The organism is Methylovirgula sp. 4M-Z18 (genome assembly GCF_037890675.1).
Taxonomy (GTDB): Bacteria; Pseudomonadota; Alphaproteobacteria; order Rhizobiales; family Beijerinckiaceae; genus 4M-Z18.
On the sequence record NZ_CP149574.1, the window covers coordinates 2,625,435 to 2,649,095 of the forward strand.

A 23,661-nucleotide genomic window follows, 5' to 3' on the forward strand; every position below is an offset into this window, starting at 1 on the left:
TGTGACGTCATTATCACATGTCTTGCTTACCTCGCGCTAGACTAATGTCGGCGTCTCTTCCGGAGGAAGCAGCCATGCCCATCTTCAGCCTTCAGTTTTTCGAGACAATCAAGGCGGACGTTGCGAAGGCATTTCTATTCGGCACCGCTGCCCTTCTGATCACCTTCGCGCATAATTGGGCAACGACCGCAAGCGAGCGAAATCTTCAGGCGATCCAAGAATATACCGCCGAAACGAAAGCCATCTTTGATGAGGAGGTGAAGGCGGTCAATGCGACGCGCTATCTCAAATGGCGCTACTGGTTCTATCTCGATCGGGCCGCCAAGAAAAATGCGCCGCTGCTGCAAAGCGAGATAGAAGATCTGCGTCTCTACGAGCGGGAAGCGCGCGATGAGGAAGCCGAGTGGAACAAGAGCGATAAGCTTTCCAAGTCGTTGCTCACATTGATGTTCGATAGTGGGAAAGCCACCTTTTCAATCACCGCGCTGATGGACGAGATAAGAGATGAGGATGATCTTGGAGGAGACCGAGTCGATTGCACCGCTGAAAATTTTGGAGAGACGTTCAAGGAATTCACAAGACGCCGTCATATCGACGGGCCGCGCGGATGGCACCTCGCCATGGTCGTGTGCTTCAATCGTTGGTTCGACCAGATCAAAACCATGCGATCGCTCATGGACGACAATTATGCTGTGTCCGAACAGGATAGGGAGCAGTTCAAAAAGAATTCAGACGATGCGGATCACTTGGGGAGCGCGATCTATCATCGTGAGCAAGAATATGATGTGGTGATGCAGAGTGAACGGATGAAGATCCCCGACAATATCGAGCGCCGGCTCGCGCCGAGCTGGTACGTGCAGTTCCTCAAGGACGTTAACTAGGATCACGGCCAGCGCGTCAGCTCTTCGCTGCTAGAGCCGCCGGCCAAGACATCGGCGCGGACGCGAACCCGCGGGGGGATCCTTATGACCACGTGCTGTTCATCAAATGAAAATACATCCAGCCGAAGCCGATGAGCCAGACGATGAACATGGCGCATGGTGCGAGAAGTTGATTGCGGCGCTCTTCCATCTGACCCTCCTGCCTGGAAGTGTTGCTGCGATGGGCCAGATATGACAGGGTTAACAAAACGTTGCGGTGCGCCGGCGCACGCTTGGAGAGGTTTGAAAATCATGAGGGATGCGTATTTTGTTTCGACCGAATGGCTGGCGGCGCATCTTGCCGAGCCCGACCTCGCTATTATCGATGCGTCCTGGTATCTGCCGGCGCAAAACCGCAACGCCCGCGCCGAATATACCGGCGAAGCGGGTTTCCAGACCGGACATATTCCCGGCGCGGTGTTTTTCGACATCGACGAAATCGCCGATAAATCCATTGGCCTGCCCCATATGTTGCCGACGCCGGATGCTTTCGCCACCACCATGGGCGCGCTCGGCCTGAGCGATACCATGCGCTACGTGATTTACGATGGCGCGGGCTTGTTCGCGGCGCCGCGCGTCTGGTGGACGCTGCGAACATTCGGCGTCAAGGACGTCAAAATCCTGCGCGGCGGCTTGCCGCAATGGAAAGCCGAGGGACGCGCCCTGGAAACTGGCGTGACGCATCGCGTCCCGACGACCTTCACGCCGCATTTCGACGGCGGCGCGGTAGCGGCTGCAGCCGACGTTGTGCGTGCCCTTGCGGACGGCAACGCGCAAGTGGTGGATGCGCGCGCGGCGGAGCGCTTTCGCGGCGAAGCGCCTGAGCCACGGCCCGGCGTGCGTTCCGGTCACATGCCCGGCAGTTTCAACCTGCCCTTTGGTGAGGTCCTGCGCGACGGCCAGTTGAAGTCGCCGGACGAGATTATCGCGGCGTTCCGCGCAGCCGGCGTCGACCTCGCCAAACCGGTGATCACGTCGTGCGGTTCCGGCGTGACGGCGGCCGTGCTGGCGCTCGCCGCCGCGAGCGCCGGTCATCCGATCGCGGCGCTCTATGACGGCTCCTGGTCCGAATGGGGCGCACGGCCGGATCTGCCCGTCGCAACTGGCGCCACGACCAAATGACCCGAATCCGACGCAACAATGCCGCAATGTCGGATTATAACAAATCAAAGGGCTGAGGGACGTAGAGTCTAGGAGCCAGCAATGTGCGACTATTCCCTCGAAATGTATGGTTCGCGTCCTGCCCGTGAGGGCGAGACCTATGTGACCACCCGGTTCCCGAGCGGATCCATTGGATTTGCTTCCGCGGGTGATCCCAAAACCGCCGTTTGCATGCAGTGCGACACGCGGCTCATGCTGACGGAAATTCCGGAAGATCTGCAGAAGGCGCACAGCCTTGGGCCCGAAGCGCAAGTGGTGTTCGCCCAAGCGGAATCCGGCCTGTATCGGGACGGCCTGCGGCTGCCGAGCGGCCAATTCGTGTCGCTGCAAGCACTACGCCCGGGCATCGGCGCTTATGTCACCCATCTGCTGGAACATGCGGCTGAGGAACGTGTTACGACAAAAGTGTCGGCTTTGTCCTAAAGACCTGAACCGCGCCATGACCATGGCGCGGTTCACCACGACCCAGGGATCGTGAATCCCTCGTTGCGTTCGGCGCGTGAAAGCCTTATCTCGCAATGCAGCATGCATGGAGAGGGGCTTGCCGATGAAACTGCCGCGTAAATTTTACGAATCGCTTGCCATCGGCGCTCCCGCCCCCTTTCGCGCGCTGCCGGTGCGGCTCGAACGCATGATCCATTTCGTGCCACCGCACCTCGAAAAGGTGCGCGCCAAAGTCCCGGAACTGGTCGGTCAAGTCGATGTGATCCTCGGAAATCTGGAGGATGCCATCCCGCTCGACGCCAAGGAGGCGGCGCGCAAAGGCTTCATCGAAATGGTGCAAGCCAATGATTTCGGCACCACCGGCGTCTGGACCCGCATCAATGCATTAAACTCGCCCTGGATCCTCGACGATCTCCTGGAGATCGTCGGCGCGATCGGCAACAAGCTTGATGTCGTGATGGTACCGAAGGTCGAAGGCGCGTGGGACATCCATTACATCGATCAGTTCCTGGCGCAGCTCGAGGCGCGGTTCGCGGTCAAGAAACCGATTCTCATCCATGCGATTCTCGAAACCGCCGAAGGCGTGAAAAATGTCGAGGAGATCGCCAGCGCCTCGCCGCGCATGCATGGCATGAGCCTGGGGCCGGCCGATCTTGCCGCCTCGCGCGCCATGAAGACGACCCGTGTCGGCGGCGGCCATCCCGATTACAAAGTGCTCGGCGATGCCTCCGGCGACGGGTTGCGCACGATCGCCCAGCAGGATTTGTGGCACTATACGGTTGCCAAAATGGTCGATGCCTGCGCGGCGAACAGCATCAAGCCCTTCTATGGCCCGTTCGGCGATTTTTCGGATGCGCAGGCCTGCGAAACGCAATTCCGCAACGCGTTTCTGATGGGTTGCGCCGGCGCCTGGTCGCTGCACCCCTCGCAAATCGCGATCGCCAAGGCGGTGTTTTCGCCCGATGCCGGAGAAGTGAAATTCGCCAGGAAAATCCTGGACGCCATGCCCGACGGCACCGGCGCGGTGATGATTGACGGCAAAATGCAGGACGATGCCACGTGGAAACAGGCGAAGGTCATTGTCGATCTCGCCAAGCAAGTCGCGGCAAAGGATAAGGATTTCGCCGAATTGTACGGGCTCTAGAGGCCTGGCAGCCGGTCGAGGCCGGGATTTAAGAATTACACACTATATAAATGTGATTTTCATTCCCTTAGCAAGGGAAGCGGACCCATTCCGACGGGACAGCATGGAATTGGTCGCCTGAATGCACTATAGTTAGCAATAAAACCAGTTCAGGTCTGTGAGTCCCGCCATGAAAGAACGATCGGCCAAATATGGCATTGGCGATGTTGTGAAACATCGCAAATATCCATTCAGAGGCGTGATTTACGACATCGATCCGGTCTTCGCCAATACGGAAGAATGGTGGCTGTCGATCCCTGAGGGTACGCGGCCCTCGAAGGACCAGCCGTTTTATCATCTGCTCGCCGAAAATGCCGAGACCGAATATCTTGCTTACGTGTCGGAGCAGAATCTGGTTGCCGACACCTCGGGCGCTCCCGTCCGCCATCCGCAAGTGAGCGAGATTTTTACCCGCACACGGAACGGGTCCTACAAGATGAAATCGCAGTCGCGGCACTAAACTTCTGCCCCGACAAACAAAAACGCGGCCACAAGGCCGCGTTTTTGTTTCCCGATCGGGAATCGGTTTATTTCGGCTGCGGCAGGGTCACGCCAGGCGCGGGTGCGCCCGATGCCGGGGCATTACCCTGCAACTGCTTCTGCTGCTGTTCGAGTTCCTGCTGCTTCTGGCGCGCCTGCGCCTCCATCGCATCCTGCATCGCCTTTTGCTGTTCCTCGAGCTTCTTGGGATCCATCGGCGCGCCGTCGAAAGCGGCGCCAAAGCCCTGCAGCGGGATGGTGAAGTCGACCTGGGCGTCGTAGGCGTTCTTGACCGAAACGGTCAGCGCGTTGCCCTTCTTGAGGCTTTCGAACTGAGCGGACTTCATCTGCAATTCAGCGAAGCAGCCGTTCGGAATGCAGATCGTATATTTGCCTTCCAGCTGCTGCAATTGCGCGATCTTGTCGACCGTCACACGGATGCCACGCTGCAGCATCAGCCCCACGGGGGTCAGGAAGCGGACGATTTTCGTGTCATCGCCCTGGGTGTCATAGACCGCCATGGCCAAAATCGGGCCGTCAGCCGGGTCCTGGCCGAAATCGCGGGTCGTGTAGCAGATCTTTTTCTGCGTGCCGGCCGGAGCAGGCGGCGGAGCGGGTTCGGCGCCGCACAGCTTGATCCATTCCTGGCCCACCGGCTGGAGGCTCACGGATTGCGGTCCGGTGTTCTGATCGGGTTGCTGCTGCTGCGCGCCGCCCTGAGCAGGTGCGGCCGGGGCCTGGGCCGCCGGCTTGCCCGCCTGCTGTGCGAATGCGCCGGTCGATAGGATCAGGGTACCGGCGAGGATCACACTCGCCGTGGCGCTCATAGCGACAAGGCGCTTAGCGGACAAAAACATCGAAATCTCTCCACTCTTCCAGGCAGCGGGGCGAACAGGCGCCGCGCAGGGAACTTGAACCCGCTCTTCCCTGAAGAATACGGCGACAAGTTGACTGCGGACGCTCATAGCGATTCTCGCACCGCTTTTCCAGCCCTTCGGGCGAGAAAGGCGGATTACTCCGGCTTTGGGCGACAGATTGTCGCTCGTCCGGCTCGCATGCTAAGCTTTCGGCAACTTGGAGAGAAAAATGCCAAAACTCATGGTTCGCGTTGCATCGATCGTGTTGGTGAGCCTGTTTTTGACCGGATGCGACAAATGCGGCGACTGGTTATGGTCGAGCTCGCCCAAATCCTGCCATTCCGACCCATCGGCGAAATAGGCCAATCGCCGAGGCAGCCCGCCAGCTCCGTTAAGACCCTGGCGCTATGATGCCCACATGATCTTGCAACCGATTCGCTCCGCTCTGCTCGCTGCGCTGCTTGCCTCTGTCTCCGTCTCCGGATGGGCGCAAGACGCGATGAGCCCGATTCATTATGGGATTTCGCGGCACGGGGTGCCCGCCCTGCCGGAAAATTTCGATCACCTGCCCTATGCCAATCCGGATGCTCCAAAAGGTGGCCGCTTGAATATCGGCCTGCAAGGCACGTTCGACAGTCTCAATCCGTTCAATTTAAGTGCCGGATCGACCTCTCAGGGGCTGATCACCAATATTTTTCAACCGCTGATGATGCGCTCGATGGACGAGCCTTACACGCTCTACGGGCTGATCGCCCAAAGCATCGACATCGATGAGGCGCGCACCAGCATGACGCTGCATCTCAATCCCGCCGCCAAATTCTCGGACGGCCACCCCGTCACCGCCGATGACGTCGTCTTCACCTTCAATCTCTTCAAGACCAAAGGCCGGCCGCAGCAGCGCGACGCGTACAGCCATGTCGCGCAAATCGAGGCGCTGGATCCCGAGACCGTGCACTATGATTTGAGCGGTTCCGACGATCGCGAATTGCCGCTCACCCTCGCTTCGATGACGGTGCTGCCAAAACACCTGGTCGATGTCGCGACCTTCAGCAATCCGTCGCTTGCCAAGCCGGTTGGGACCGGGCCCTATATCATTGCAGCGGTCAAGCCAGGCCAGGAATTGGTCCTGAAGAAGAACCCCGATTATTGGGCGAAAGACCTGCCCATCGTGCGCGGCATGTTCAATTTCGATGAGATTCATATCGACTATTACCGCGATGCCAACACGATGTTCGAGGCGTTCAAAGCAGGCTTGTTCGATTATTATCTCGACAGCGATTCCGGCCACTGGCGCACGGCCTATGACATTCCTGCTGCGCGCGACGGCAGGATCGTGAAGGAGACGATCCCGCTCGGCGTCCCGAAAGGCATCGATGGCTTCGCCTTCAACCTGCGGCGGCCAATGTTCCAAGACATTCGCGCACGTCAAGCGCTCAGCCTAATGTTCGATTTCGAATGGATCAACGACAATTTCTTCGGCAATCTCTACCGCCGCTCGAAGAGCTTCTTCGACGATTCCGATCTTTCATCCAACGGTCGTCCCGCCTCGCCGCAAGAGCGCGCCCTGCTCGCCCCTTTCCCCGACGCGGTGCTCCCCGCCATCATGGACGGCACTTGGACGCCGTCGGTGACCGATGGCTCTGGCCGCGACCGCCAGGATGCGCGTGAAGCGCTTGATCTTTTGAAGCAGGCGGGTTGGTCGCTGCACGGCGACAGGATGGTGAACGATAAGACGGGTGCACCTTTCGATTTCGAAATCATGGTGACGGCGAAGAATCAGGAACGGCTCGCGCTCACCTTTGCTCGTGCATTGCAGCGCATCGGCATTCGCGCCACGGTGCGGCTCGTCGACGAAGTGCAATATCAGCGCCGCCGGCAAACCTTCGATTTCGACATGATGCCCGGCTCCTGGCCCACCTCACCATCGCCCGGTCTCGAACAACGCTCGCGCTGGGGCTCGCAAAGCACCAATGAGCAGGGCTCGTATAATATCTGTGGCGTCGGCAACCGCGCGGTCGATGCGATGATCGATGCAATTCTCGCCGCGCGCGGCTCGCAGGACTTCATCACCGCCGTCCGCGCCTACGACCGCGTCTTGCTTTCCGGCTTTTACATCGTGCCGTGGTTTTATTCGCCACAGCAATGGATCGCCCATTGGACGACCATTGCCCATCCCGATAAAACGCCGATGTTCGGCATCACCTATGATATCGGCGCGTCGTTTGGGACGTGGTGGCATAAGTGATCAGGTCGCCGTCATTGCGACCCGCGCTTGCACGGTTCGCAATGACGGGGGCAAACAAATGCGCCGAGATAAACCTCTCACGCCGCCTTCTTCACCTCGGCCAACCCAACCAGCGCGCGCAAAATCACCTGCACACCGGCAAGCCGGGCATCAGCTGTCGCGAAATCGTCCATGAAGAAGATGCTCATGTCCGGGCGCACTTTGGCCAGCGAGCCTTGCTGCGCGACATAGCGCACCAGGCCTTGCGGATTGGCGAAGGAATTGTCGCGGAAGGCGATGACGACGCCCTTCGGGCCCGCTTCGACTTTTTCCACATGGGCGCGGCGGCAGAGCGCCTTGATCGCCATGAGCTTCAGCAATTGTTTCACTTCGTCAGGATAGGGCCCGAAACGGTCAATCATCTCGGCGCCGAAACTCTCGATCTCCTCGTCGGTTTCGAGATGCGACAAGCGGCGGTAGAGATTGAGCCGCAATTGCAGATCTTCGATATAGGTTTCGGGAATCGTGACCGGGGTGCCGATGCTGATGCTCGGCGACCAGACTTCCTCGGTCGGCGCCTCCACGCCCGATTTCAGTTGCTCGATCGCATCCTGCAACATCTGCTGATAGAGTTCGTAGCCGACTTCCTTGATGTGGCCCGATTGCTCATCGCCGAGCAGATTGCCCGAGCCGCGAATGTCGAGATCATGCGAGGCGAGCTGGAAGCCCGCACCAAGCGTATCGAGGCTCTGCAGCACTTTGAGGCGCCGCTCGGCCTGCACCGTCATCGCCTTCTTGGCATGAACGGTGAACAGGGCGAATGCACGCAATTTCGAGCGCCCGACGCGGCCGCGCAATTGATAGAGCTGCGCCAACCCGAACATGTCGGCGCGATGGACGATGAGCGTATTGGCGCGCGGAATGTCGAGGCCGGATTCGACGATAGAGGTCGACAGCAGAATGTCGTACTTGCCATCGTAGAAGGCCGACATCTTGTCTTCCAATTCGCTCGCCGCCATCTGGCCATGCGCCACGACGAATTTCGCCTCAGGCACATGGGTGCGCAGGAATGCCGCCGCATCGTCGAGATCTTCGATGCGCGGACACACATAGAAGCTTTGGCCGCCGCGATAGCGCTCGCGCAAAAGCGCCTCGCGCACAATGAGTTCGTCGAAGGGCGTGACGAAACTGCGCACGGCAAGGCGATCGACCGGCGGCGAGGCGATGATCGACAATTCGCGCACGCCGGTGAGCGCCAATTGTAGCGTGCGCGGGATGGGCGTCGCGGACAGCGTCAGCACATGCACTTCCGCCCGCAGTTCCTTCAACCGCTCCTTGTGCCCAACGCCGAAATGCTGCTCCTCGTCGATGATGACGAGGCCGAGGTCCTTGAACGAAACGGTCTTGCCGAGCACGGCGTGAGTGCCGACGACAATGTCGATGCTGCCGTCGGCGACTCCCTGCTTCACCGCTTTGAGATCTGCCGAACCAACCATGCGCGAAAGCTGGCCGATCTTGATCGGTAAGCCTGCGAAGCGTTCGACGAAACCGCGATAATGCTGGCGCGCCAGCAGCGTCGTCGGGACAACAACGGCGACCTGCTTGCCGTTCGCGGCGGCAGCGAAGGCCGCGCGCAAGGCCACCTCGGTCTTGCCGAAACCAACGTCGCCGCAAATGAGGCGATCCATCGGACGACCGGCTTTCAGATCGTCCAGCGTCGCATCGATCGCGCCAAGCTGATCCTCCGTCTCGTCATAGGGGAAGCGCGCGCAGAACTCATCGTAAAGCCCTTCGGGCGCAGTCAGAACCGGCGCCTGCCGCAACATCCGCTGGGCCGCGATCTGGATGAGCGCATGCGCCATCTCGCGGATGCGATTCTTCATCCGCGCCTTGCGCGTCTGCCATCCGGCGCCGCCGAGACGGTCGAGCTGGGCTTCCGTATCTTCGGAACCGTAACGTGACAGAAGTTCGAGATTTTCGACCGGCAGAAACAATTTATCGCCGCCAGCGTAATGCAGCTCCAGGCAATCGCGGGGCGCGCCGGCCGCTTCGATATTCTTGAGGCCGATGAAACGCCCGATACCGTGATCCACGTGCACGACGAGGTCACCCGCCGACAAGGTTGCCACGTCGCTCAGGAAATCCTGTGCACGGCGCGCCTTCTTGCGCGACCGCACCAGACGGTCGCCCAAAATATCCTGCTCGCCGAGCAGCACGATATCGCCCGCCTCGAACCCCTGTTCGAGGCCGAGCACCGCGACCGGCAACGTCTCCTGCGGCAGCCTGAGCGCCTGCGGCAGCGACGAGACATTCTCCGTCTTCGCCAGGCCGTGCTCATGGATCACCGAGGCGAGGCGCTCGCGCGACCCGTCCGACCAGCCGGCAAGAATGACGCGGCGGCCTTGCGTCCGCAGCGCGCGGATATGCGCCACCGCAGCGTCAAACACATTCGCGCCTTCCTGCGCGCGCTCGGCCGCAAAATTGCGGCCCAAGCGGCCGCCGCAATCGACCGCCTCGTCGCCCGGCAAGGCGAACGGCGACACGCGCACCACGCTTGCTGCGTCGAGCGTCGCGCGCCATTCCTCCGGTGCGAGATAGAGCCGGTCGGGCGGCAGCGGTTTGTAGACCGATTTTGCCGGATCCTCGTCATGCGCGGTCTTGCGCGCATCATAATAATCGGCGATCTGCGCAAGCCGCTCGGCCGCGGCATCTTCGCCATGATGGTCGAAGACGATCGGGCTCCCCGCCACATAATGAAAAACGCAGTCCATCGTCGGGTGGAACAGCGGCAGCCAATGTTCCATGCCGGGATAACGGCGGCCTTCCGAGACCGCTTCGTAGAGGGAATCGCTGCGCGTCTGCGCGCCGAATTCCGTCACATAGGCTTGGCGGAAGCGGCGCATCGTCTCTGAGGTCAATTGCAATTCGCTCATCGGCACCAGATCGAGCGAGCGCAATTGCATTTGCGTGCGCTGCGATTCGGGGTCGAAGCTGCGGATTGATTCCAGCGTCTCGCCAAAGAAATCGAGTCGCACCGGCAGCGGCATGGTCGGCGCGAAAAGATCGAGAATGCCACCGCGCACCGCATAATCGCCGGTGTCACGCACGGTCGAGGCGCGCTGAAAGCCGTTGACTTCGAGCCAGCGCGTCAAATCCTCCATATTGACCGAATTGCCCGGCGCCGCGGAAAAGCTCACATGCGCGAGCCATTCGCGCGGCGGCACGCGCTGCACCAGGGCGTTGACAGTGGTCGAGAGAATGCGCGGCCGCTCAGCCGACGAGCGCGAACCGGCCAGACGTGCCAGCACAGTCATGCGCTTGGCAGCAATCTCGCTGTTCGGCGACACGCGGTCATAGGGCTGGCAATCCCATGCCGGCAAATGCAGCACCTCGATCTCGGGCCCGGCAAAGGCGAGCACGTCCATGAAGCTCTGCGCCCGCGCGCCATCGCGCGCCACATGGGTGAGCACGACGGCGCGATCCTCCGCCCGCGCGCTGAGCGCACGAGTCAGATCGGCGAGAACGAACGCGTCGAAGCCATCGGGCAGCGAGCCGAGCGTCAGGCTCCCGCCTTTGGCGATCAGATCTTTGGCACGTTGCAGCGCAGTCACGAAAACCTCAAAGATGCACAGGCTTCAAACGGGTGTGGAACGCTTTCATGCGCCAGAACACCGGCGTGTCGAACGCGGCCGGCACGGGCGTTTTGTCCGTCATCCAGTTCAGCATGTCCTGGTCCTGCGCCTCGATCAGCGCTTCGAAATCATCGAGATCCGCATCGGCCATGCCGCCAATCTCCGCATCGGCAAAAGCGCCCATGATCAAATCCATCTCGCGCATACCCCGGTGCCACGCGCGATAAAGCGCCTTGCGGCGGCGCGGATCGAGATCGGCGCTGGAAATCTGCGTGCCCATCGGCGTCTCCAAACAAAAATAACGCCCGGCAAGAATTTGGCGGACGATGCGTGGCCCGTTATATAGGGGTTCTCGATTTGTTTGTCAGTAAGAATGCAACGGGATGCGCCCTACTCTGCTTACTCCACTCTTTGCCGCCGCCACGGCGCTCCCCGGCATCGGCCCGAAAATCGCGAGCCTGGTCGACCGATTGCTCAGCGAACCTGGACGCGCCGCGCGGGTGATCGATGTCTTGTTCCATCTGCCTCACGCCACCATCGACCGGCGCACGCGGCCAAAAATCCGCGACGCGCCCCTGGACAGCGTCGTGACGTTGGAAGGCGTGGTTGTCGAGCATCGGCCCTCGCGCAGCGCCAAAGGCCCCTACCGTGTGCTGGTCGAGGATGAGACCGGCGACGTGCAACTCGTCTTCTTCCTGGCGAACCACCAATGGATCGAGCGATCCCTGCCCGTCGGCGCAAGGCGCTGGGTCTCCGGCAAGCTGGAGCTCTGGGACGGCCATTTGCAGATGGTGCATCCCGACCGCGTGCTCGACGAAGCGGGATTGGCCAAAATGCCTGCCGTCGAGCCGGTCTATGGCCTGACCGAAGGGCTCTCGCCGCGCGTGCTGGCAAAGGCTGCCGTTGCGGCAACGCAGCGTCTGCCGGCGATGCCGGAATGGCTCGACGCCGCGTTTCTGCAGCAGCGCCACTTGCCAAGCTTTGCCGAAGCGCTCGGCGCCATGCACATGCCGCAAACGCCTCAGAACATCGAACCGACCAGCTCCAATGGTGTGCGTCTCGCCTATGACGAATTGCTGGCGAGCCAGCTCGCGCTGGTCATGGTACGCGCCAAAATGCGCGAGACTGCAGGCCGCGCGCATCTCGGCGACGGACATCTCGCACGCAAGATCGAAACTGCCCTGCCCTTTTCGCTCACGCCATCCCAACGCCAAGCCCTTGACGAGATTCGCGCCGATCTTTCCGCGCCCAAACGCATGCTGCGCTTGCTGCAAGGCGATGTCGGTTCGGGCAAAACCGTCGTCGGCCTGCTCGCGATGGCCGGCGTCGTCGAAAGCGGCCGGCAGGCGGCCATGATGGCGCCAACCGAAGTGCTGGCGCGGCAACATTTTGAGCGCATCACGCCGCTGGCCGCCGCGGCCGGCATCGAAGTCGTGCTGCTCACCGGACGCGACCGCGCGTCGGAGCGCGCCGACAAATTGGCGGGGCTCGAATCCGGCCATGTGCATATCGCCATCGGCACCCATGCCTTGTTTCAGGAAGCCGTGATTTTCAAGGATCTCGCGCTTGCCGTGGTCGATGAGCAACATCGCTTCGGCGTGCACCAGCGCCTCGCCCTCGGCAGCAAGGGCGCGGCAGTCGACATTCTCGTGATGACCGCGACGCCGATCCCGCGCACTTTGGTGCTCACCTATTTCGGCGACATGGATGTCTCGACCTTGCGCGACAAGCCAGCCGGGCGCCAGCCGATCGACACGCGCGCCGTTCCGGTCGAGCGCCTCGACGATGTGATCTCGGCGATCGGCCGCGCGTTGCAAGGCGGCGCGCAGGCCTATTGGATCTGTCCGCTCGTCACCGAAAGCGAAGAGCTCGATCTCGCAGCGGCGGAAGAACGGTACGGCAGCTTGCGCAGTATTTTCGGCGAGTCCGTCGGCCTAGTGCACGGCCAGATGAAAGGTCGCGACAAGGACGAAGCGATGGAAAAATTCCAACGCGGCGAAACGCGCGTGCTCATCGCCACAACGATCGTCGAAGTCGGCGTCGACGTGCCCAACGCCACGATCATGGTGATTGAACATGCCGAGCGGTTCGGCCTCGCGCAATTGCACCAATTGCGCGGCCGCGTCGGCCGCGGCTCCGGCAAATCCACCTGTCTCCTGCTTTACAAAGGCCCGCTGGGCGAGGTCGCCCGCGCGCGCCTTGAGATCATGCGCGAAACGGAAGATGGCTTTCGCATCGCAGAGGAAGATTTGCGCCTACGCGGCGAAGGCGAAGTGCTCGGCACACGGCAATCCGGAACCCCGGGATTCAAGCTCGCAAATTTGGATGTGCACGCGCCGCTGCTGGCCATCGCGCGCGACGATGCGAAGTTGATTCTGGCACAGGACCCGGATTTGCAATCACCGCGTGGTGAGGCGCTGCGGGTGTTGCTCTATCTGTTTGAACGAGATGAAGCGGTCCGGCTGCTGCGAGCGGGGTGAGTGAGCGCGCTCCTTCTCCCGCCGCGAAGCAGTGGGAGAAGGTGGCCCGCGAAGCGGGTCGGATGAGGGTGGAACGACCGCGTGAGCGGTAAAAGGCCTTAGGACAGTGCAGCAACTGGATTAACAAACACTCACCTAGTCGTAAAGTCCCTCATCCGTCATGCTTCGCATGCCACCTTCTCCCCCAAGCGGGAGAAGGGAAGCACGTTCTCACCCCTCACTTCAACTCGACCACGTGCCCATCCTGCAACGTCACACGCCGATCCATGCGCGCAGCCAAGTCCATGTTGTGCGTGACGATCAGCGCGGCGAGGCCCGAGGCCTTCACCAATTGCATCAACGCCGAGAACACATGATCAGCGGTATTCGGATCGAGATTGCCGGTCGGCTCGTCCGCCAGCAGCAGGCGCGGCGCGTTCGCCACGGCGCGGGCGATCGCAACACGTTGCTGCTCGCCGCCAGACAATTCGGAGGGGCGGTGTTTGGCCCGTTCGCCGAGCCCGAGATAATTGAGCAATTGCTGCGAGCGCTGCTTCGCGTCGTGCCGCGCAAGACCGCGGATCAGTTGCGGCAGCATGATATTCTCGATCGCCGTGAATTCCGGCAAGAGATGATGGAATTGATAGACGAAGCCAATTTCGAGACGGCGCAGCGCCGTGCGCCCCGCATCATCCATATGCGCCGTTGGTTGGCCGCCGACATAGATCTCGCCGCCGTCGGCCTTCTCCAATAATCCGGAGATTTGCAGCAAGGTCGATTTGCCGGCGCCCGACGGCGCGACGAGCGCAACCGCCTCGCCCGGCCAGAGCGCGAAATCGGTCCCGCGCAAGATTTCCAGCTTCGTCTCACCCTGGTGAAAGGTGCGAACAACCTGGTGCAGAAATAATGCCGGCGCGGCCTTGGCCTCATTCATCACTCGTACCTCAGCGCTTCGACCGGATCGAGGCCGGCGGCGCGACGGGAGGGATAGAGCGTCGCGAGCAGCGACAGGCACAGGGTCATCACGACGGTGAGCATCACTTCCCTGGGATCGACGACGAGCGGCAATTGATTGATGAGGAATAAGTTGCTCGGGAAAATGTCGATGCCGGTGATATGAACGACGAAGGCGCGGATCGATTCAAAATTGTGCGTGAGGCCGAGGCCCAAAATCACGCCGAGCACCGATCCCAAAACTCCGTTGGCGATGCCGATCAGCAGGAAAATGCGCATCATCGCGCCGCGCGTCGAGCCCATGGTGCGCATGATCGCGATGTCATGAGTCTTGTCCTTGACCAGCATGATGAGGCCCATCACGATCAGCAGCGCCGCGACGACGCTCACCATGGAGACGACGAAAAACGCGACGGCGCGGATCATGCCGAGCGAGTCGGTCAAGCTTTTGAAGCGCTGGCGCCAATCGGTGATGAAAGCCGGAACGCCCACCGCCTGTTCGATCTGCGGCCGGATCTGATCGACTTGACTAGGATCGTCCACGAAGGCTTCGATGAGCGTGATGTCATTGTCCTTGTTGAAGAAGGCTTGCGCCTGAGCGAGCGGGACATATACGATCAAGCCGTCGAGATCCTGCATGCCGATCTCGAAGATCGCTTTCACCTTGAACGGCTTCAGGCGCGGCGTGACGCCGAACGGCGTTTGGGCGCCCTTGGCAACAAGGAGCGAGACCGTGTCGTCAATGCCCACTCCCATCTTGTCCGCCATGCCCTTGCCGAGCGCGATCGAATCGTCCTTGTCGAAATCGTCCAAACTGCCGGCGATGACGTTGCCTTCGATCCCCGGCAGGCGCTTGATACCTTCTTCGCGGATGCCGCGCACCAGGGCACCCGATTGGGCGCCGTAAGAAGAGCTAATGCCGGACGGCTCCTCGATGAGCGGGAGCGCCTGGCGGACGCCGGGAACGGCCGCGATGCGCTTGACCACCTCGTCATAATTCTTGAACGGCGGCTCCGCGGCCTGCACGAAGAAGTGGCCGTTCACGCCAATGAGCTTATGCAAGAGCTCCTGCTGGAAACCGTTCATCGCCGCCATCACGGCGATGAGCGCCATCACGCCGATGGCGATGCCCAGAATCGAAAAACCCGCCAGTGCAGAAGGCAGCCACGGGTGACGGCGCGAGCGCATGTAGCGCAAGGCGACCATCCATTCCATGAGCGAGAACGGCTTGGCGCCTTCGAAAGGGGTCGGACTGATTTTGACCTTGGCCATGAATCTTGGATGCTCTGGAGTAGGTGTGACGCGGGGTGGAAGCGCGTTAATCTCAGATGTTCAAGTTTAGTGTGGGTTACCCTTATTGAAGAAGGCTTGCGCCCGTTGCAGCGGAATATAGACGATGAAATTGTCTCGATCGTCCGCGCTAGCTGCAAAGATCGCCTTCACTTTAAAGAATTTGAGGTGCGGCACTATGCCGAAGGGGGTTTGCGCGCCATTGGCGATGAGTAGGGATACAGTTCCGCCAATTCCGATGCCCAGTTTTGTGGCCATGTTCTTGCCCAGCAAAATGGAATCATCCTGATCAAATCCGTCCAGGCTGCCGGCAACGACATGGCCTTCGATCTCGGGCAGGCGCTTGATATCCTCTTCGCGGATGCCACGCACCAGTGCGCCCGCCTGCGCGCCGGAGGGCGAGCTGATACCGGCGGGATCTTCTGTAAATCGCGCGTCGGAAGTATCAACACGCGTGATCATGTCGTCATAAATCTTACCAATCTGGAAGGTGCCCACGGCAGCCGCCGGCCCAGCACTGAGAATCATCGCGCCAGCGGCAACACTGGCAATCGAGACGCCCGCCAATACGGACCATTTGGCGCCTTCATAGGGTGTCGGACTGATTTTGACATTGGCCATGAATCTTGGGCGCCTCGGAAACGAAGGGATAAGAATGGACCGCGGCCTTCCGGGCCGCCGAACGCAGCGCTACATCATGCGGCCCGGAAGGCCGCGGTCCATTCCTCCTTTTTGTCAACTCACGCCGTCAGGCGTGCCACCACCTCATCGGGGCTCAGCAATTCGCGCGCCCCGGTGCGGCGGTTCTTCAGCTCGACCTTGCCCTCGGCCAGGCCTTTCGGCCCGATCACGATTTGCGCCGGCACGCCGATCAAATCGAGGGTCGCGAATTTCGCCCCCGGCCGCTCGTCGCGGTCGTCGAGAAGCACGTCTTTCCCGGCTTTTGTGAGGCGGTCATAAAGATCGGCACAGACCTTGTCGGTCGCGGCGTCTCCCGGCTTCAGATTGGCGATGCCAACATTGAAAGGTGCGATCGCGTCGGGCCAGATGATGCCGTTCTCGTCATGGCTCGCCTCGATGATCGCCGCGACCAGACGCGACGGGCCGATACCGTAAGAGCCCATCTGCACGGGCACTTCCTTGCCGTCCGGCCCATTCACTACGGCGCCCATCGGCGCGGAATATTTGGTGCCGAAATAGAAGATATGGCCGACCTCGATGCCGCGCGCTGAAACCTTGGCGTCCTCAGGCAGGGCATTGAAGGCCGCTTCATCATGCTTTTCCGAGGTCGCGGCATAGAGTGAAGTCCATTTGTCGACGACGGCCTGGCATTCCTCTTTCGAATCGAAATTCACGTCGGCCGGCGGCGGGGCGAAGGTCAGATAATCCTTGTGGCAAAACACCTCGCTCTCGCCGGTCGAGGCGAGAATGATGAATTCGTGGCTCAGATCGCCGCCGATCGGGCCGGTATCGGCCACCATCGGGATGGCGATGAGGCCGAGCCGTGCGAAAGTGCGCAAATAAGCCACGAACATCTTATTATAAGAGTGCTTGGCGCCGGCATAATCGAGATCGAAGGAATAGGCGTCCTTCATCAGGAATTCGCGCGAGCGCATCACGCCGAAGCGCGGCCGCACTTCGTCGCGGAATTTCCACTGGATATGATAGAGATTGAGCGGCAGATCCTTATAGGAGCGGATCGCCGAGCGGAAAATATCGGTGATCATCTCCTCATTGGTCGGCCCATAGAGCATTTCGCGCTCATGCCGGTCTTTGATGCGCAGCATTTCCTTGCCGTAATCGTCGTAGCGGCCCGACTCGCGCCACAGGTCGGCGGACTGGATCGTCGGCATCAACACTTCGATCGCGCCGGAGCGATTCTGTTCCTCACGCACCACTTGGGCAATCTTCTGCAGGACGCGCAGACCCATCGGCAACCAGGCATAGATGCCGGCCGATTCTTGTTTGATCATGCCGGCGCGCAGCATCAAGCGATGCGAAACAATCTCCGCCTCCTTGGGCGTTTCGCGCAAGATGGGCAGGAAGTACCTGGAAAGACGCATGAAATCCGGACCTTTGACGATGATAAAGAGCAACTGATCGGACAATGGCGTCCGGACAATCGGGACGCCACCTGCCAATTACGGACCAAACAAGCCGAATGCACGTCAAAAGACAAGCTTCGTTCGTAAGATAAAACCATTCCTGCAAGCACGGTCGCATATTTCCCGCCCATCCGCACGCCGCAGCGGTCACGTCCTGCTGCGGATCGGCGGAAGCCAGGAATTGTACGGCACTAAACTATTGTGCGACGCAAAATAATTGTGACGCCCTAGCCGCTTGAAATCGCTTCGGATGGGGTTGACCCGGTGTTGCAAGACTCACACACAGCCGCTTTAGCTATGCGTTTTTAATATTTTTTTGACAGGACACGGCGCGGAAATGATCACTTCTTTGCCAAACTTGCACCATAATTGGCCGAAGCGGGTAAAAAACTTTCAAAACCCTTACCTTTGACTGGATATGATATGCGAATTTCACATATCTAGCATCACGTCTTAACACTGGTATGCCGCACTGCAACAAACTATATCCTGCACATCAAACGAATTCATCGGCTTCGCAGCGACGCTGAAGCCGAAAAAGCCAGAAAGATTAGACCCATGACCTTCAAGACCATCGCCTCCAAGATCAACCAGTGGCGCCGGTATCGTGTTTCGGTTCGCGCCCTGTCGAACCTGACCGATCGCGAACTTGCCGACCTCGGCATCGTCCGCAGCGACATCGAGTTCGTGTCCCGCAAAGCGGTCCGTACCCGCTTCGCCGGCTAACAAGTTTACATGGGGCTGGCTTCTCCCCTCCCTCCCTGCCACCCCATGATATGAGCGCCTGCTGGTCCTCCCCCAGCAGGCGCTTTTTTATGGCAGACACGTTCGAAGCGGATTTCAGGTCGACTCCCTCCGGCAACCAAGGTCGCCCTCTCACCAACGAGTCGCGATGCCATGACCGCCAACACCAGTTCCGTCGCAAAATTCGACGCCAGCCGCGCCGGCCCATGTGAAACGCAAAGCCGCGTCGCACTTACCGGCTACGACGCCTGTCATGAACTGGGTACCTGGATGACGACTCAGCAATAGCAACGGCCTCGGGAGAGGCGCTCGCCGACTTCCTGGCCCCGGCGCGCCTCGAGGCACTCTCGCGCCCGTTCTCCATTCTATTTTTGGGCGCCTAAATCACGGCCCGGCGACAGAGGCCAGATCCCCACAACCGCGGCCCCATCTCAGTAGACCCCAGCAACAGATAATGGTGCGACGCACAAAATTACCCAAACTCATGTCGTAGAATGGCCTATTCAAAATTTAATCGGCAATCGAAAAAATACAGGCCCTTCCGTCAAGCCATGCAAATTAATCGCCAAAAATGATACCACCGGCTCAAGTTCTGATCTATTTTTTCATATTTGCGTCATAATCGAGCAAGATACGCGAATTTATGAGCAAATCCTTAACTCGCTAGGCTTATGCTATGAAAATTATGCATATCACGACTCACAACTAAACACTGGTATGCCGCACCGCAGCAATCTATATAGAGCTCACCCAACGAACAGAAACGGTTCGCGGCCAAAGATGAAACCCGAACCAACCTGAAGGATGAAAACAATGACTCTGAAGAACCTCACCTCGAAGATTTCCCAGTGGCGCCGCTATCGCGTCTCGGTACGCGAACTGTCCCGCCTTTCGGACCGCGAACTGTCCGACCTCGGCCTCGGCCGCAGCGACATCCAGACGGTTGCCCGTCAGGCAGCACGCGCTCGCTTCGAAGCGTAATTAAGTTTTGCAATTCCGCGGGGTGGGTTTCCTCCCTCCCTCCCATCCACCTCGCGTTGCAAGCGCCCGCCGGCCTCCTCCCTCCGGCGGGCGTTTTTTTTGATTTGGTCAATTTCTGAAGTGGTTAGGCCAAAGGCCACTGCAGGTGCAGATCGGCCGTCGCCGGCCCCGCCTCGTTGGGCTCGTCGTCCGCGGGCGTGGCTTCATAGCCCCGCACGATAAGTGAACCTTTGTGCGGATCGGCTTCAATCGCCAGCCTGGTGAAACTGTTTAGGATCGGCTCGGCGACCCAGGCGAAGGGGGCTGAGCCGCGCGCGGCGTAGCGCTCGATCGCCCTTCGGCGGCCCTCATTGTCGCCGCGCGCATCGGCATCGTGCAGCCCGGCCCAATCTCCCGGAAAGTGCCCATATTTCCAACCATTTGCAGCGCTGCTGACGCCCGTATGGCTGGCGTGCTCCGTTTCCGTGCGCTCGATCACGCATGTTTCGCGTGGCGAGACGCCGATCAGCGTGAAAATGGTCGGCGCCATCAGCGGCGTCCGCTCCAGAATCTGCTTCGCCTGCTCGAAGGTTGCTGCCGCCTCGAAGACGTGCCGCAACAAATGCATTGCCGGCCAAGCATCGCTGTGCTCGAACGTCTGCAACGTATTATGAGCGGCGGTCCATTTATCTTCCTCTTTGCCGCGTGCGGGCGCTTGATTAATTGAGGCGGCAAAGCGCCCCGGCGCCATGCCCGTCAAAACGCCGACGGCACCCGGCCAAGTCACGTTCAGGAACTCTCCGGCAGGTCCCATCTGCCGTACGACTTCCACCAAGCGGCCTAAACCGTCATAAGGCCAGTCCAAGGTGCGCAACAGCCGCGCGCTATTCCGCGCCGCCGAAGGCGCCGCCAGAGCGGTACATCCCCATTCATACGACGTATTGAGGAGAAAAATGCCTGGCTCATCGGCCAAAGCCGCGATCGATTCGAGTTCCGCCACATAGGGCGAGCGTGTTCGGCGCAACCAACTCAAGGCCAGGCTGTCGGCTGCGCGCAATCCAACTCTGAAGATCGGCGTCAGCGAACCGATACAAGCTTGGCGCAATTGCAACATTTGCGGCAACCGCGCCCTGGCGTGGCCGACAAGACCTGTCGCGCGCGCATCATAGACGGGAATAATTGGCAACGGTCGATGCCTGTCCATGATATGCGCCCGCTCCGCTCTGTCCTCGTCCTGTTGACTGAGCCAAGATTGATGCAGTGTCGATCCGCCGGCCGCGCCGCCGAGGAACAAGCTCCCGAGCAGCACGGCGCGCCGGGTGAAGCGTTTGGGTGCACCGGAACCCGAGGTGGCCATATTTGCCACAATCGGCAAAGAAAAGGGCGGCTTCAAGGCCGCCCTCTTCGCAAATATGACTGAAACGCTTAGCGCTTCGAGAACTGGAAGCTGCGGCGGGCCTTGCGCTTGCCGTACTTCTTACGCTCGACGACGCGCGAGTCGCGGGTCAGGAAGCCTTCCTTCTTCAGGGCCGAGCGCAGCTCCGGCTCGAAATAGGTCAGCGCCTTCGAAATGCCGTGACGAGCAGCGCCCGCCTGACCCGACAGGCCGCCACCGGCGCAGGTGATGGTGATGTCGTACTGGTCGACGCGCTTCGCGACGCCGAGCGGCTGCTGCAGCATCATGCGCAGCACCGGACGGGCGAAATACACCTCCTGAGTGCGGCCATTGACCGTGATCTTGCCGGTGCCCGGCTTGATCCAAACGCGAGCAACCGCGTTCTTGCGCTTGCCCGTGGCATAGGCGCGGCCAAACTTATCGAGCTTCTGCACGTGCTTCGGGGCTTCCGGCTGGACGCCAGCCGTCGCGCCCTTCAGATCCGCGAGCGAATTGATTGTCTCTGCCATGATCAGGCGCTCCGAGCGTTCTTAGGATTCAAGCTGGCGACATCGAGAACCGTCGGGTTCTGCGCCGCATGGGGGTGTTCCGCGCCCTTATAGACACGCAAATTGCCGAGTTGCTTGCGGCCGAGCGGGCCGCGCGGGAGCATGCGCTCCACTGCCTTCTCGACGATGCGCTCGGGGAAACGCCCTTCCAGGATGAACTTGGCGGAACGCTCTTTGATGCCACCGATATAACCAGTGTGGTGGTAATACATCTTGTCGCTGAGCTTCTTGCCGGTCAGCACTACCTTGTCCGCGTTGATGACGATGATGTTGTCGCCGTCATCGACGTGGGGGGTGAAGCTTGCCTTATGCTTGCCGCGCAGACGCATGGCGACGATCGTCGCGAGACGGCCGACAACCAGGCCCTTCGCGTCGATCAGCACCCATTTCTTCTCGACCTCGGCGACCTTGGTCGAATGTGTTTTGCCGAACATAGACTTAATTCCGTTTTTGCCGTGAAGGCGCGCGACACAGGCACACCCGCAGGAATGAGGATGCGCGTATATAGGGGAAGCGGCGGATTGCGTCAAACAATTAAATTCGCACGATATTTTATTTTTCTAATATTATTCAATATGTTATGACTAGAGGTATTATTTTACCGCATCTCAATTGGCGTCTAGTCGATTGGTCATGGTCACTCCGGCAGCGCATAGGTGCCGGTGGCGTGGGCGACGAGGTCCTCCGACCCCTCCGGACAAATCGCAACTTCGCCCACCGCCTGACGTTTGCCGAGCTTGAGCAGGCGGCAGGTGCCGACCAAATCCGCCGGAGCCGGTTTGCGCATGAAATTGATGTTGAGATTGGTGGTCACGGTCAGAACGACAGGGCCGATGCTCGCAAGAATCGCGACATAAAGACAAAGGTCGGCGAGCGCGAACATGGAGGGGCCGGAGATCGTGCCCCCGGGCCGCAGGTGCCGGGCATGGTAGCACAACCGCATCCGGGCAAAACCGTGATCGGCCGCTTCGATCACATAGCTCCGTCCGTCGACCAGCAATTGCGGAAACTCACGGTCCAACAGTGCCGTGATCTCGTCCGCCGTCATTCGTCCCGGCGGGATGCTCCTTGCGTCCATGTTGCTTCTCATCCCTCGTTCACGCGCTACAATGGCATGAAGGCGCCGCCGCGCCAAAGGACCTGCGATGCCGTATGACGCCTATCCCAATGACCTCATTCGCTCCATTCTGACCCAGGTGAAAACCATCGCCCTTGTCGGCGCATCCAACAATCCGGCACGCGATTCGAATGGGGTTCTCGCCTATCTCAAGCACAAGGGCTACCGGATGTTCCCCGTCAATCCGGGCCTGACGGGACAGGAAATCCACGGCCTTACCGTCTACGGCAAACTTGCCGATATTCGAGAGCCCATCGACATGGTGGATGTTTTCCGCAATTCGGAGGCCGCCGCCAGCGTCGTCGACGAAGCCTTGCTGCTCGCGCCGCTGCCGAAGGTGATCTGGATGCAGCTCGGCGTGCGGCATGACGCTGCGGCCGCCAAGGCTGAAGCCAAGGGCGTGAAAGTCATCATGAACCGCTGCCCCAAGATCGAGTATTCGCGGCTGATCGGCTAGCTGAGTGCCGCGAGCCGCGCTCGCCCCAAAAAGAAACGCAACGCTCTTCATAATGGACTTTCTCTATGCAAGATGCGCTCCAGCTGTACGATTTTCTGATCCTGCCCGGCCGCGGCGATTCCGGTCCGGCGCATTGGCAGAGCCATTGGCACAACGCCTTTCCGAGCAGCATCCGGGTGGTGCAGGACGAATGGGAGCGCCCGGTCTATACGGCCTGGGCGGCCAAGCTCGACGATTATCTCACCAAGACGACCAAACCGGTCATTTTCATTGCCCACAGCCTGAGCACCGCCCTCGTCATGCGCTGGTCCCACGATGCCGATACGCGCAACATCAAGGGTGCTTTTCTGGTCGGGCCGGGCGACCGCGATGCGCGAGACTCGCTTCCCGATGCGCCAGTCAAAGGCTTTGCGCCCATGCTGCTGACACCCCTCCCCTTCCCCTCGCTGGTCGTCGCCAGCCGCAACGATCCTTTCGTCGATTTCGGCCGCGCCCAGGCCTTCGCGGTCGCCTGGGGCTCGGATTTTGCCGATGCCGGCGCGCTCGGCCACATGGGCAACGACATCGATCTTGGCTTCTGGCCGCAAGGGCTCCTGCTCCTCGGCCAATTCCTCGCGCGCCTTGCTTGAGGTCAGCCGGAGCGGCGCAGGCGGCAAGATTAACCACAATCGTTAACGATAACTCCAGATCGGAAGCAAGTTCACAAAGTAAATTAGGCCCTTAGCCCCGT

At 60.2% G+C, this 23,661-nt stretch carries 23 protein-coding genes; 12 read left to right on the forward strand and 11 right to left on the reverse strand.

Annotated elements, in window-relative coordinates; genetic code table 11:
• Nucleotides 1–74 precede the first annotated feature (74 nt).
• The 5 genes from V9T28_RS12175 (at nucleotide 75) to hspQ (ending at nucleotide 4,168) form a co-directional block, all read left to right on the forward strand.
• The gene (locus V9T28_RS12175) at nucleotides 75–881 is read left to right on the forward strand and encodes a hypothetical protein (RefSeq protein WP_116399212.1); all 807 of its coding nucleotides are present in this window, start codon (nucleotides 75–77) and stop codon (nucleotides 879–881) included.
• Between the two features lie 291 nt (nucleotides 882–1,172).
• Complete coding sequence (gene sseA / locus V9T28_RS12180; RefSeq protein WP_116399213.1) at nucleotides 1,173–2,042, forward strand: 3-mercaptopyruvate sulfurtransferase; 870 nt, start codon at nucleotides 1,173–1,175, stop codon at nucleotides 2,040–2,042.
• Between the two features lie 81 nt (nucleotides 2,043–2,123).
• Complete coding sequence (locus V9T28_RS12185; RefSeq protein ID WP_116399214.1) at nucleotides 2,124–2,504, forward strand: hypothetical protein; 381 nt, start codon at nucleotides 2,124–2,126, stop codon at nucleotides 2,502–2,504.
• A gap of 124 nt (nucleotides 2,505–2,628) precedes the next feature.
• Nucleotides 2,629–3,669: an HpcH/HpaI aldolase/citrate lyase family protein gene (locus V9T28_RS12190; RefSeq protein ID WP_116399215.1), complete on the forward strand. Its 1,041-nt coding sequence runs from the start codon at nucleotides 2,629–2,631 to the stop codon at nucleotides 3,667–3,669.
• A 169-nt stretch (nucleotides 3,670–3,838) separates the two neighbouring features.
• Nucleotides 3,839–4,168 carry a heat shock protein HspQ gene (gene hspQ / locus V9T28_RS12195; protein WP_116399216.1) on the forward strand — a complete coding sequence of 110 codons (330 nt, stop codon included), beginning with the start codon at nucleotides 3,839–3,841 and terminating at the stop codon, nucleotides 4,166–4,168.
• Between the two features lie 67 nt (nucleotides 4,169–4,235).
• Here the strand turns inward: hspQ and V9T28_RS12200 are convergent, their stop codons facing one another.
• The gene (locus V9T28_RS12200; RefSeq protein WP_116399217.1) at nucleotides 4,236–5,045 is read right to left on the reverse strand and encodes an invasion associated locus B family protein; all 810 of its coding nucleotides are present in this window, start codon (nucleotides 5,043–5,045) and stop codon (nucleotides 4,236–4,238) included.
• Nucleotides 5,046–5,463: 418 nt separating this feature from the next.
• On the opposite strand from V9T28_RS12200, the gene V9T28_RS12205 reads away from it, so the two are divergent.
• On the forward strand, nucleotides 5,464–7,290 hold the full coding sequence (locus tag V9T28_RS12205) for an extracellular solute-binding protein (protein WP_116399218.1): 1,827 nt from the start codon (nucleotides 5,464–5,466) through the stop codon (nucleotides 7,288–7,290).
• Nucleotides 7,291–7,367: 77 nt separating this feature from the next.
• On the opposite strand, the gene mfd is transcribed toward V9T28_RS12205, so the two are convergent.
• Nucleotides 7,368–10,880, reverse strand: a complete 3,513-nt coding sequence (gene mfd, locus V9T28_RS12210) for a transcription-repair coupling factor (RefSeq protein WP_116399219.1) — start codon at nucleotides 10,878–10,880, stop codon at nucleotides 7,368–7,370.
• Between the two features lie 7 nt (nucleotides 10,881–10,887).
• Entirely contained in the window at nucleotides 10,888–11,181 is a 294-nt protein-coding gene (locus V9T28_RS12215; protein ID WP_116399220.1) for an FAD assembly factor SdhE, read from the reverse strand.
• Nucleotides 11,182–11,284: 103 nt separating this feature from the next.
• On the opposite strand from V9T28_RS12215, the gene recG reads away from it, so the two are divergent.
• Nucleotides 11,285–13,381: an ATP-dependent DNA helicase RecG gene (recG, locus tag V9T28_RS12220; RefSeq protein WP_116399221.1), complete on the forward strand. Its 2,097-nt coding sequence runs from the start codon at nucleotides 11,285–11,287 to the stop codon at nucleotides 13,379–13,381.
• A 217-nt stretch (nucleotides 13,382–13,598) separates the two neighbouring features.
• Here recG and V9T28_RS12225 read toward each other — a convergent pair whose 3' ends face one another.
• From V9T28_RS12225 to proS, 4 genes are all read right to left on the reverse strand, one after another.
• Nucleotides 13,599–14,294 carry an ABC transporter ATP-binding protein gene (locus V9T28_RS12225; RefSeq protein WP_116399222.1) on the reverse strand — a complete coding sequence of 232 codons (696 nt, stop codon included), beginning with the start codon at nucleotides 14,292–14,294 and terminating at the stop codon, nucleotides 13,599–13,601.
• A complete protein-coding gene (locus tag V9T28_RS12230; RefSeq protein WP_116399223.1) occupies nucleotides 14,294–15,586 on the reverse strand; it encodes a lipoprotein-releasing ABC transporter permease subunit in 1,293 nt (430 codons plus the stop codon). The genes V9T28_RS12225 and V9T28_RS12230 overlap by 1 nt, the downstream gene beginning before the upstream one ends.
• A gap of 66 nt (nucleotides 15,587–15,652) precedes the next feature.
• Nucleotides 15,653–16,225: a hypothetical protein gene (locus V9T28_RS12235; RefSeq protein ID WP_116399224.1), complete on the reverse strand. Its 573-nt coding sequence runs from the start codon at nucleotides 16,223–16,225 to the stop codon at nucleotides 15,653–15,655.
• Nucleotides 16,226–16,344: 119 nt separating this feature from the next.
• Nucleotides 16,345–17,667, reverse strand: a complete 1,323-nt coding sequence (proS, locus tag V9T28_RS12240) for a proline--tRNA ligase (RefSeq protein ID WP_116399833.1) — start codon at nucleotides 17,665–17,667, stop codon at nucleotides 16,345–16,347.
• 600 nt (nucleotides 17,668–18,267) lie between these two features.
• Here proS and V9T28_RS12245 point away from each other — a divergent pair.
• The 3 genes from V9T28_RS12245 (at nucleotide 18,268) to V9T28_RS12255 (ending at nucleotide 19,434) form a co-directional block, all read left to right on the forward strand.
• A complete protein-coding gene (locus V9T28_RS12245) occupies nucleotides 18,268–18,435 on the forward strand; it encodes a DUF1127 domain-containing protein (RefSeq protein ID WP_116399225.1) in 168 nt (55 codons plus the stop codon).
• A gap of 171 nt (nucleotides 18,436–18,606) precedes the next feature.
• Nucleotides 18,607–18,741, forward strand: coding sequence for a hypothetical protein (locus V9T28_RS12250; protein ID WP_281024229.1), 135 nt, complete (start codon nucleotides 18,607–18,609; stop codon nucleotides 18,739–18,741).
• Between the two features lie 525 nt (nucleotides 18,742–19,266).
• Entirely contained in the window at nucleotides 19,267–19,434 is a 168-nt protein-coding gene (locus V9T28_RS12255) for a DUF1127 domain-containing protein (protein WP_199499966.1), read from the forward strand.
• Between the two features lie 124 nt (nucleotides 19,435–19,558).
• Here V9T28_RS12255 and V9T28_RS12260 read toward each other — a convergent pair whose 3' ends face one another.
• From V9T28_RS12260 to V9T28_RS12275, 4 genes are all read right to left on the reverse strand, one after another.
• Nucleotides 19,559–20,770: a hypothetical protein gene (locus tag V9T28_RS12260; protein WP_147306386.1), complete on the reverse strand. Its 1,212-nt coding sequence runs from the start codon at nucleotides 20,768–20,770 to the stop codon at nucleotides 19,559–19,561.
• A 68-nt stretch (nucleotides 20,771–20,838) separates the two neighbouring features.
• Nucleotides 20,839–21,318, reverse strand: a complete 480-nt coding sequence (gene rpsI / locus V9T28_RS12265) for a 30S ribosomal protein S9 (protein ID WP_116399228.1) — start codon at nucleotides 21,316–21,318, stop codon at nucleotides 20,839–20,841.
• A gap of 2 nt (nucleotides 21,319–21,320) precedes the next feature.
• Nucleotides 21,321–21,791 carry a 50S ribosomal protein L13 gene (gene rplM, locus V9T28_RS12270; protein ID WP_116399229.1) on the reverse strand — a complete coding sequence of 157 codons (471 nt, stop codon included), beginning with the start codon at nucleotides 21,789–21,791 and terminating at the stop codon, nucleotides 21,321–21,323.
• Nucleotides 21,792–21,994: 203 nt separating this feature from the next.
• Nucleotides 21,995–22,435, reverse strand: coding sequence for a PaaI family thioesterase (locus V9T28_RS12275; protein ID WP_245423889.1), 441 nt, complete (start codon nucleotides 22,433–22,435; stop codon nucleotides 21,995–21,997).
• Between the two features lie 67 nt (nucleotides 22,436–22,502).
• Between V9T28_RS12275 and V9T28_RS12280 the strand changes: the two genes are divergently transcribed.
• On the forward strand, nucleotides 22,503–22,931 hold the full coding sequence (locus tag V9T28_RS12280) for a CoA-binding protein (protein WP_116399231.1): 429 nt from the start codon (nucleotides 22,503–22,505) through the stop codon (nucleotides 22,929–22,931).
• Nucleotides 22,932–22,996: 65 nt separating this feature from the next.
• Nucleotides 22,997–23,560, forward strand: a complete 564-nt coding sequence (locus V9T28_RS12285; RefSeq protein ID WP_116399232.1) for an RBBP9/YdeN family alpha/beta hydrolase — start codon at nucleotides 22,997–22,999, stop codon at nucleotides 23,558–23,560.
• Nucleotides 23,561–23,661: the final 101 nt, after the last annotated feature.